Raw genomic sequence first — 7,083 nt, forward strand, 5'->3', positions numbered from 1 at the left:
GCGCCGGGGCCACACATCAGGGCCACGCGCCGGGGCCACACATCAGGGCCACGCGTCGGGGGCACACATCAAAGTCACGCGTCGGGGTCACGGAGGCCGACGGCGTCGTGCCGCCAGAAGGGCTCCGTGTAGACCAGCGTCCCCGTCATCCAGGGCTCGTACGCCGGGAGCCGGTGCACCTGGAAGGCGCCGTCCGGGATGCGCAGGGAGGGCCTGCGGAAGCCCAGCCCACCACCGGGCTCGAAGCCGAGGCGCGCGTAGTAGCCGGGATCGCCCTCCAGCCAGACCAGCGGAACCGCCCGTTCGGCGAGGACGCCCAGCCCGTGCCGGACCAGCGCCGCGCCGATCCCCTGCCTCTGGGACGGCGGCGCCACGGCCAGCGGGCTGAGGATGTGCACGTCGACGAGCCGCCGAGGAGCGTCGAGCAGGCCGCGGGTGAACATGACATGCCCGACGACCTGGCCGTCGTGCTCGGCGACCAGCGAGAGGCCGTGGTCGGCCGTGAGGGTGTCCCGCAGGGTGTCGACCAGGTCGGCCACGACCGGGCCGTGGTCACCGAACGCCCCCAGGTGAACGCCCCGTACGGCCTGCCCGTCGCTCGGAAGCTCTTCGCGAAGATCCATTCCCGGAGGGTAGGCGCCACTGCGGTTGTGTCTCACATGATTTTGCGACCGAGGGTCGAGGCGGCCGAAGCATGCATAGGTTGGACCTGGCCCCGCCGGTCCCGGTGAGGGCTACTCGTCGGACGGGGGTGGCGTGGTGCCGGAGGTCGAGCTGTCGGCCGGGACGATCGACTATCAGGACACAGGCGGGGACGGGCCCGTGCTCGTGTTCGGCCATGGTCCGCCGATGACGGGGACGCAGTGGCGCAAGGTCGTCCCGCTCCTGGACGGCTACCGCTGCGTCCTGCCCACGCTGCCGCTCGGCGGCCACCGCCGGCCGATGAGACCGGACGCCGACCTGTCCCACCGGGGCGTCGCACGGCTGCTGGGCGAGTTCATGGAGCGGCTGGGCCTGGACGACGTGACGCTCGTCCTCAACGACTGGGGCGGCGGCCAGTTCCTGGTGACGGAGGAGCGGGGCCACAGGGTCGGGCGGCTCGTGCTGGTCGCCTGCGAGGCGTTCGACAACTTCCCGCCCGGTCCCGCCAAGGCCGTGGCCCAGGTGTGCAGGGTACCCGGCGGTGTCCGGCTGCTGACCCGTCTCATGCGGGTCCCCGCGTTCCGGGACAACCCCCGCGGATACGGGGGGATGAGCCTGCGCGGCATCCCGGACGAGATCCTCGCCGAGTGGTTCGGCCCCGCGACCCGCAGCCGGGCCATCCGGCGGGACTTCGCCAAGTTCGCCACGTCGGCGCCCGGCCGGGCCGTTCTGCTGGAGTGGAGCGAGGAGCTGCGGGACTTCGACCGTCCCGTGCTCGTCGTCTGGGCCACGGAGGACCGCCTGATGCCGCGCGAGCACGGCCCCCGGCTGGCCGCGCTGTACCCGAAGGGCCGGCTGATCGAGATCGAGGACTCCTCCACGCTGGTACCGGAAGACCAGCCGGAACGCCTCGCCGAGGCTATCCGGGACTTCGTCGAGGAGACGGGGACGGGGAGCGACGCTTGAACGCCGGCTTCGGCTTCGGCTTCGGCTTCGGCTTCGGCTTCGGCTGGACGAGGGCATACTGACGCGCGGGTTTCATCGGGCAGGCGTTCATGAATCGGCGTCACCATCGTGCGCGCAGCACGCCGTCGCTGTCGGGTAGAACGGCTTGGAGCAGTGGACTGCGTTCGTCGGTGTAGAGGGGCAGAGCACGGGCCGCTCGCGCGTCGCCTACCAGGGCAGCGAGCTCCTGGTATTCGGTCTCATCGATGACCACGTCTCTGATCGTTCCTTCCTTCGTCTCCCAGACCAACTCAATGTGACATTCGGACGGCAGCGCGGTCAGGACCGCGCCGACGTCGGGTTGCAGGTCCGGCCAGACGGTCAGCAGGGCACGCGGGCCGAGACCGGCGCGCACCGCGTTGAGGTTTTCCGTGGTGAGCCGGTGCCAGCGTGTGGCGTTGACGACGGGGGTCTCCTCCAACAGCAGGCCATGTCGTGCCGCCAGCTCGGTGCGCACCAACGCCCAGAAGTCTTCGCCGGCGACCTCTGTCACCTCTGGTTCTGCGGCGTAGGGGGAAGTCTCTACCGGTTCCGAGAAGAGGCCGAGTTCCCGCGTACGGGCCACGGCGTCCCTGCAGGGCTGGTCGCTGCCCACGTACACGTACTGGTCCCATCCGACGTGCACGGCGAAAATGTCTCCCGCCTCCAGTCGGCACCAGGCGCCCTGCTCACGGAGCATGACGCGGATCAGCTCCAGGGCCACCGCCAGGGAGACCTCGGCACCGTCGTGGTAGCCGGTGAGGTCAGCCGGGAAGAGCCCGCTGAGGCCGTGCCCCTCGACCGCCGACTGGGCACCGAGGTGGACGAGCCCGGCGACAGAGGGCTCACGGATCTCCAGCCGTTCAATGCCCGCAGCTTCCGCGAACGCGGAGATCGCCTCCAGATACGCGGCCTCGACCGGCCCGTGGTCGCTGACCGCCGCCTCGGCGCCCCGGTAGCTGCCGTGTGCATCACGGTCGGCGGGGTCATACTTCGTGATCCGGTGAACGAAGGCAGGCGGCACGCTACTCCTAGACAGGGTGGAAGGCAGCGTCAGCGTAGGTCCCGGGCCGAACTCGCAGTTCCTGATCTCGCCGCACAGCCCGACAGGTTCAGTCCTCAGTCACAATGTGCGATGCCGTTAGGCTGCACGGGTGATCGTCCGATGCCACCAAATCATCAGCCCCACGACCGGCAAGGTGGTGCCGGAGCACCCGGGCATCCAGGTGGGGGCGGACTACCCGGTACTGGAGATCATTACCTCGGCGAAACGCGTGCTGCTGCGCATCCCTGAGTGGTTCGACACCAGCACCGACCTGGACAGCCCCGGATTGTGGGACGCGGCGATGTTCACCGTCGTCAGTGAGCGGATGCCGAGTTGCTGGGTGGCCGCCTTGGAGGGCGGATCCCTGACGCTGGCGCCCCCGGAGTGGCAGCGTCCCGGCTTCTGGGAGGACTACTTCGATGATGAGCCGGGGGCGATCGCCCAGTATGCCCGGAGACGGGCGGAGATCATCGCTCAGGCGAAACGAAAGTAGCGGCCATCCTCGGTTGGCGGGCAGGCTCACAACGCGCCGGTCGACTGGGCGAAGGGCCGGCCGACGCGCGGCACGCCGGCTGTATGGCCCATGCCGAGGCGGCGGCCGACCTCAGGGAAGCCGAGCCCGCCGCCGCGAAGCGTGACACTCCTGGGAAACGCCCCCTGACATCCGAGTCGGCCGACGACCTTTGGTCAGGAGCGGAAGGTCTGCAGGATGTGCAAGTAGGTTCGTCCCGTGTCGGTGATGGTGAAGTGCTCTCTGACATCACCGGTGTCACCCATGCCGGAGATGGACTTGCCTGGCTTGCGCGCGATCAGACCAACTCCCGCCAGACGTCGTAGTTCGGCGTCCAAGTGGGGGCGGGTGTAGCCGCGGTCGTAGGGCAGAGGGGTGTCGTCTGCGAGGTGCTGCAAGTGGCGCAGTTCTTCGGCGGGAATGAGGTGCTCGAAGACGAACTTCATGCGGCCGATCTCGTCCTGCTGACTGCCCTGGGTGCGTCTGATCTCGCGCAGCACGAACCCGCCAGCACCGGTATCCACGCTCGTCAGGATGGTCGACATCCAGGGGATCAAGACGAGCAGGAGCAGCGCGACGGCGGTGATGTCCACTCGCTCCGGAGCAAACAGTTTGAGCACCAGCACCGTGAGGGCTGCAGCGGAGATCATCATGCGGGAAGGCAGGTCGCGTGACGGCGGTTGTTCGGGCACGGTGCCTCCGCTGCGATCGAGTGCCAACGCGTCTGCGTTCAGGGTGCTTGGGCGGGGCCCACTGCGGCAAGACGGCGGTGTCACACCGGGGTAGAGGACGCCCCGGACCCAGTCGTGACCTGCCCAGCGGGACCCAACCCGCCGTCCGGCCCTGGGTCCCCGGGGTCGGTGCCAAGGACCTTCTCCCGCGCATGCGGCCGGTCATCGAGGCCAACTGGCTCACATCGGGGTATCACCGGGCTCAGCCCGAAGGCCACCGGCTGCTACACGAACGGTCCTGCAGACGAGGTTGAACATCACCTCCATCCACCCGGCCTCGCAGACCGGCCTCCTACGAACCCCTCCCAGCCCGCTCCGAAGCCGTGATCCACGTTGCCATGTCATGGCCCGCCGCTTCACCGGCGAGAACATCATTTCCTGGCGCGACGCGACACCACAGGCCAAACAGTCGAATCCGGGATAGACGTCGGGCGAAAACGACCTCTCACTCAGGCGTGAACTCGTACTGCAACTCGTAGAGATGCCCGGCTTTCACCAGAACCGTCACCTCGATGACGCGTTCGTGATCGCTGTGAACCACACGAAGAGTACGCAGCACCGGAAGGCTGGTAGGGAGGTTCAGCGCTTCGTACTGGCTCTGGGTGGGCACCCGGGCGGAAACGCGGTCGACGCTGAGGCGAGGCGGATAGCCAAGTTCGGCCAGGAGCGTGGGAGTTCCACCTGGGATCTTCCGGCGGCCAGTCAAGGGCGTGCCACGGACGATGTCCAGCGGATAGTAGGACTGCACGAGTTCGATCGGCTCACCGTCGATGAACAGGATCTGGCTGCGGAGCAGCGCCAGACCGTCCCCCGGGAGGCCAAGCACCGCGCGCACGTCCGCCGGCGGCCGGCGCTCGCCCACGTCGAGGAGAGTGCTGCGTGCACTCGCGCCGGACTTGGCCGCCTCGGCGAGCCAGCGATACGGGTCTCCGGGCGAAGCCGGGGCCATGAAGGAGGCGGCTCGCACGGTCCGCTGCCGGTGCTCCCGAACGGTGACCGCGGCACCTGCCCGCCCGATCACCAGACGTTCGTCCTTGAGCAACTGCAGCGCCTTCTGCACCGTGGCGTTGGACGCGTCGAAGCGAACCTTCAGGTGGGCCGTGGATGGGAGGCTGCTTCCCGGGGGGATTTCTCTGTGGAACTTGCCGTAGTACCTGGCCACGATGTGGCCGGTGTCGGTGGTGCGCTCGTACTTGAGGTGGCCGCTCCACACGCCGCCGTCGACGTCCGGGTGGTAGACCCCGGTGACCGGTGAGCGATCAAGGTGGGGACACGCCCGCCACGACCGCCGTCGGGCGCCGGGCGTTGGGCGCCGGGCGTTGGGCGCCGGGCGTTGGGCGCCGGGCCCCGCCGGGGTGTGCTGTATAACCGGCCCATGATCCACCACGTCGTGTCACCCGAGGCCTGGGCCGCCCGGCCCGATCAGCCCTACGCTCCCGGTTCGCTCGCCGAGGACGGGTTCGTGCACTGTTCGCCGGACGAGGCCACGACCGTGGCGGTCGTCAACGCGTTCTACCGGGACGCGCCCCGGCCGTTGCACGTGCTCATGCTCGACGAGGCGCGGCTCGACGCCCGTGTGGAGTTCGAGGCGGCGGCGCCCGCCCCGCCGCCCGGCGTCGGCGACGACGTCCTCTTCCCCCATGTCTTCGGCCCGCTCAACCGGGACGCCGTGGTCGGCATCCAGGAGGTCGAGTGGGACGCGGACGGGCTCGCCACCGGGCTCAGGGACGTCACGGACCTCGGCTGACCTCGGACGGAGCCCGCGGCCGCCGCGCCCCCGCCGTCGCACCCCGTTCACGCCTCCGTTCACGCGCCTCCGTTCACGCGCCGCCTCTGCCGTTCTTCGGGCCGAACACCGCCAGCGCCTCCGTGTCGGTCGTCCGGTCGTTGAGGTAGTGGTCGGCCCAGGCGGCGATGTCCTCGTAGGCGCACGCGGCGGTGAGGCGGGCGACGGCCGCGGGGATGTCGAACGAGGTCGTGCGGAGGTCGACGCCGGGGCCCAGCAGCGCCCAGTGCGCGCCGGGGCGGCCGTACGGCATGCCGACGCTGCCCGGGTTGACGATCAGGCGGCCCTCGGCGAGCCGGGTGTAGGGCATGTGCGTGTGGCCGCAGACGATCGTGCGGACCTCGGCGGGCACGTCCGCGAGGACCTCCGTCCAGCGGCCGGGGCGGGAATCGACCAGCACAACCTCCTCGTCGTCGCGGGGCGTCGCATGACAGAAGAGGGTGGGCCCGAGGCCACGCACGGCCAGAGTGCACGTCCTCGGCAGGGACGCGAGGAAGTCGACCTGCTCGTCGCCGAGCGCCTTCGCCGCGTACGGGCCGATCGGGTCGGGGATGGTGGCACGGTCGCCCCGGCGGTACTCGACCAGTTCACGGTCCGCGTTCCCCCCGATCCACACCACCCGGTCGCCCTCCCCGCGCAACAGGTCCAGCACCTCGGCCGGTTGCGGGCCCGCCGTGATGTCACCGGTGAGCACGATCCGGTCCGCCGCACGCACCTCCGGCTCCGCCAGCACCGCCTCCACGGCGGGGAGCACCCCGTGGATGTCCGACAGCACGGCCACACGGTCCACTTCGGGTGATCTCATCCCTCTCCCCTCTCCCCCCGGTCCAGCCCTTCCGCCAGCACCTCCGCCAGATGCGCACCCCGCCGTCCCGCCAGGTGCTCCAGCTGTGTCCGGCAGGAGAAGCCGTCCGCCAGGATCAGCGTGTCCTCCGTCGCCGCCCTCACCGCCGGGAGGAGCTGCTCCTCGGCGCAGGCGACGGACACCTCGTAGTGGCCCTTCTCGAAGCCGAAGTTGCCGGCCAGTCCGCAGCAACCGCCGCTGAGGTCGCCGGTGAGGCCGGCGGCCGCGCGGAGGCGGCGGTCGGGGGCGTCGCCCAGTACCGCGTGCTGGTGGCAGTGGGTCTGGCCGACCACCGGGCGGTCGAGCGCGGGCGGCGTCCAGCCGGGGGCGTACCGCTCCAGGGCCTCGGCGAACGTGACGACGGAGGCGGCCACCCTGGCGGCCCGCGGGTCGTCGTGGAGCAGCTCGGGGAGGTCCGAGCGGAGGGTCGCCGCGCAGCTCGGTTCGAGGACGACGAGGGGCAGGCCCGGCGGGGCGAGCTCGGGGCCCGCCTCCAGCGCCGCCTCGGGGGCGAGTGCGGGGGCGGGGGCGAGGAACGGG

General features: G+C 70.4%; 9 protein-coding genes. 3 read left to right on the forward strand and 6 right to left on the reverse strand.

Going from position 1 to position 7,083, the window contains the following annotated elements:
- Positions 1–74 precede the first annotated feature (74 nt).
- Positions 75–623, reverse strand: a complete 549-nt coding sequence (locus tag AOK15_RS22975; protein ID WP_055519880.1) for a GNAT family N-acetyltransferase — start codon at positions 621–623, stop codon at positions 75–77.
- Between the two features lie 136 nt (positions 624–759).
- Here AOK15_RS22975 and AOK15_RS22980 point away from each other — a divergent pair, with 136 nt between their 5' ends.
- Positions 760–1,608 (forward strand): alpha/beta fold hydrolase, encoded by an 849-nt coding sequence (locus tag AOK15_RS22980; protein WP_055519893.1) that lies wholly within the window; start codon positions 760–762, stop codon positions 1,606–1,608.
- A gap of 100 nt (positions 1,609–1,708) precedes the next feature.
- Here AOK15_RS22980 and AOK15_RS22985 read toward each other — a convergent pair whose 3' ends face one another.
- Positions 1,709–2,650, reverse strand: a complete 942-nt coding sequence (locus AOK15_RS22985) for a hypothetical protein (protein WP_055519881.1) — start codon at positions 2,648–2,650, stop codon at positions 1,709–1,711.
- 130 nt (positions 2,651–2,780) lie between these two features.
- Here AOK15_RS22985 and AOK15_RS22990 point away from each other — a divergent pair, with 130 nt between their 5' ends.
- On the forward strand, positions 2,781–3,164 hold the full coding sequence (locus AOK15_RS22990; protein WP_055519884.1) for a hypothetical protein: 384 nt from the start codon (positions 2,781–2,783) through the stop codon (positions 3,162–3,164).
- 194 nt (positions 3,165–3,358) lie between these two features.
- Here the strand turns inward: AOK15_RS22990 and AOK15_RS22995 are convergent, their stop codons facing one another.
- A complete protein-coding gene (locus AOK15_RS22995) occupies positions 3,359–3,874 on the reverse strand; it encodes a hypothetical protein (protein WP_157870345.1) in 516 nt (171 codons plus the stop codon).
- A gap of 484 nt (positions 3,875–4,358) precedes the next feature.
- A complete protein-coding gene (locus AOK15_RS23000) occupies positions 4,359–5,078 on the reverse strand; it encodes a GntR family transcriptional regulator (protein ID WP_055519894.1) in 720 nt (239 codons plus the stop codon).
- A 210-nt stretch (positions 5,079–5,288) separates the two neighbouring features.
- Here AOK15_RS23000 and AOK15_RS23005 point away from each other — a divergent pair, with 210 nt between their 5' ends.
- Positions 5,289–5,660 carry a DUF952 domain-containing protein gene (locus AOK15_RS23005; RefSeq protein ID WP_055519889.1) on the forward strand — a complete coding sequence of 124 codons (372 nt, stop codon included), beginning with the start codon at positions 5,289–5,291 and terminating at the stop codon, positions 5,658–5,660.
- Between the two features lie 73 nt (positions 5,661–5,733).
- Here the strand turns inward: AOK15_RS23005 and AOK15_RS23010 are convergent, their stop codons facing one another.
- The gene (locus AOK15_RS23010) at positions 5,734–6,504 is read right to left on the reverse strand and encodes a metallophosphoesterase family protein (protein ID WP_055519891.1); all 771 of its coding nucleotides are present in this window, start codon (positions 6,502–6,504) and stop codon (positions 5,734–5,736) included.
- The coding region (locus AOK15_RS23015) for a (Fe-S)-binding protein (RefSeq protein ID WP_240508555.1) at positions 6,501–7,083 on the reverse strand (583 nt) is incomplete at its 5' end. The genes AOK15_RS23015 and AOK15_RS23010, both read right to left, overlap by 4 nt.

Source organism: Streptomyces ossamyceticus (assembly GCF_001418475.1).
In the GTDB taxonomy this organism is placed as follows: Bacteria; Actinomycetota; Actinomycetes; order Streptomycetales; family Streptomycetaceae; genus Streptomyces; species Streptomyces ossamyceticus.

Excerpts from the sequence above, each read along its gene's own strand:
- AOK15_RS23005 (WP_055519889.1), top strand. The coding sequence starts at position 5,289 with ATGATCCACCACGTCGTGTCACCCGAGGCCTGGGCCGCCCGGCCCGAT.
- AOK15_RS23010 (WP_055519891.1), bottom strand. The coding sequence starts at position 6,504 with ATGAGATCACCCGAAGTGGACCGTGTGGCCGTGCTGTCGGACATCCAC.
- AOK15_RS22975 (WP_055519880.1), bottom strand. The coding sequence starts at position 623 with ATGGATCTTCGCGAAGAGCTTCCGAGCGACGGGCAGGCCGTACGGGGC.